Origin of the sequence: Candidatus Rickettsia tasmaniensis (genome assembly GCF_036857515.1) — a bacterium.
Taxonomy (GTDB): domain Bacteria; phylum Pseudomonadota; class Alphaproteobacteria; order Rickettsiales; family Rickettsiaceae; genus Rickettsia; species Rickettsia rickettsii.
Map to the genome: position 1 here is coordinate 1 of NZ_JAQCNX010000046.1, position 2,281 is coordinate 2,281.

Consider the following 2,281-nt stretch of genomic DNA (forward strand, 5'->3'; position numbering starts at 1 on the left):
ATTATTTATGAGAGGGTGAAGAGATTAGTAAAATTTGATAGAAATATATGTAAAATTGAAAAATATATTGAAGCAGTACAATATCTTTTAATTAATTCCGATGCCACGACTATTATTATTATTGAACTCGCTATAATGCTAGCACAATATAATAAAAATATTGATAAAACGCTTAGAGCAAATTTTGTTTCGGAATTTATATTATCTTCAGACATTCCTTTTAGTCATAGACAGCGTCTTATGCTAGGTATTGCCTCTAGCGGTCGTACTCGATACGCTTGGTGGTGTAATACATCCTGTTGCATATATGAATATTGCGGCATTTTTGCAAAAAGCTGATAAAGAGCGTTCCGGCGTAATATCTACAATGAACTCATCGCTTGAATTATGGGCAAATCCACTTATTGATTCAGCTACAGCATCTTCTGATTTCAATATACAAGAATTTAAAAAAGTAAAAACAACCGTATATGTAGGGTTAACACCCGATAATATACAGCGTTTACAAAAATTAATGCAGGTGTTTTATCAGCAGGCGACAGAATTTTTAAGCCGCAAAATGCCGGATTTAAAGGTAGAGCCGTATGGAGTAATGTTCTTACTTGACGAGTTCCCAACGCTCGGGAAGATGGATACTTTTAAAGCCGGTATAGCTTATTTTAGAGGTTATAGAGTTCGTTTATTTTTAATTATTCAAGATACACAGCAGTTAAAAGGAACATATGAAGATGCAGGGATGAATTCTTTCTTATCTAATGCAACATATCGTATTACTTTTGCCGCTAATAACTATGAAACGGCAAATTTAATATCGCAGCTTGTCGGTAATAAGACGGTAGAACAAAGATCATTTAGTAAACCTTTATTTTTTGATCTTAATATTTCTACTAGAACCCAAAACGTTTCTCAGGTTCAAAGAGCTTTACTTTTACCTCAAGAAGTAATACAGTTACCGAGAGATGAGCAAATTGTTTTAATAGAATCCTTTCCGCCTATAAAATCTCGTAAAATTAAGTATTACGAAGATAAGTTTTTTACTAGTAGATTGTTACCGCCGACTTTTGTACCTACTCAAGTACCTTTTGACCCTAGGGCAAATAATAATGAGGCTTCTGAAGAGACCGAAACAATAACTGTTTCAGAAAATAATGAGTAAGATCCAAAAATGCGTTTAGCTATTATTGATATCGGTTCAAATGCTTTAAGAGCTGTAGTTTATGAAAGTGATGAGCTTGGAGCGCCGGAAATTTTTAATTATAAATTTAGAAATTATCTTACAAATTTACTTAATTTAGATAATTTAGACGTAAAACATCAAACATATTTATCTCTACAATATCTTATTCATATTTTTACCAAACTGTCCGTTACTAATATTAGATGTGTTGCAACAGCTATACTTAGGGGGCATCCTAAAGCAGATGAATTCAAAGCTATAATCAAAAAGAGATTCAATATTGATATTGAAATTATCTCAGGTGAACTTGAAGCTTATTTAACTGCTGCCGGATTAATTTCCGGTATTAGTGATGCTTTCGGTATTGTAGCCGATCTTGGAGGTGGAAGTCTTGAGCTTGCACAGATTGGAAATAAAAAAGTCGGTAAATTAAAATCATTGCCGCTTGGTACAAAAATTATTGTTAGTAGCAATTTTGGTGATGTCGGGCTGATTACTAAAATGCTAGAGGAAGAATTTGGAGCTGCACATTATCCTAATTTATATTTAATTGGCGGTGCATTACGTCTAATGAGCCGTATATACATGGAGTCTATAAATTATCCCCTTAAAAATTTACATAATTTTGAAATAAATCGTGTAGAGTTTGAGTTATATTTAGAGAAATTATCGCAAATCGATAAATTAAAGCTGAGTTATTACGAGCAGAAAGCCATAAATTATAATGCAGTTTTAGTAATAAAAGCAATGATTAAGGTATTTTCACCGGAAAAAATTATTATCTCAAATTACGGTTTAAAAGAAGGAGTAAGATTTGACTCGTTGCCGTCTCATGAAACAGAAAAAGATATTATTTATGAGAGGGTGAAGAGATTAGTAAAATTTGATAGAAATATATGTAAAATTGAAAAATATATTGAAGCAGTACAATATCTTTTAATTAATTCCGATGCCACGACTATTATTATTATTGAACTCGCTATAATGCTAGCACAATATAATAAAAATATTGATAAAACGCTTAGAGCAAATTTTGTTTCGGAATTTATATTATCTTCAGACATTCCTTTTAGTCATAGACAGCGTCTTATGCTAGGTATTGCC

General features: G+C 32.0%; 1 protein-coding gene and 2 pseudogenes. All 3 read left to right on the plus strand.

Features of this window, described 5'->3' with window-relative positions; translation table 11 throughout:
• Positions 1-255: pseudogene (locus O6R16_RS07615) on the plus strand (Ppx/GppA phosphatase family protein); the annotation flags it as partial.
• Positions 248-1,156, plus strand: a pseudogene (locus O6R16_RS07620) (type IV secretory system conjugative DNA transfer family protein); the annotation flags it as partial. The pseudogenes O6R16_RS07615 and O6R16_RS07620, both read left to right, overlap by 8 nt.
• A gap of 9 nt (positions 1,157-1,165) precedes the next feature.
• Positions 1,166-2,281 (plus strand): Ppx/GppA phosphatase family protein (locus O6R16_RS07625; protein WP_499680669.1); only part of this gene is annotated, 1,116 nt, incomplete at its 3' end.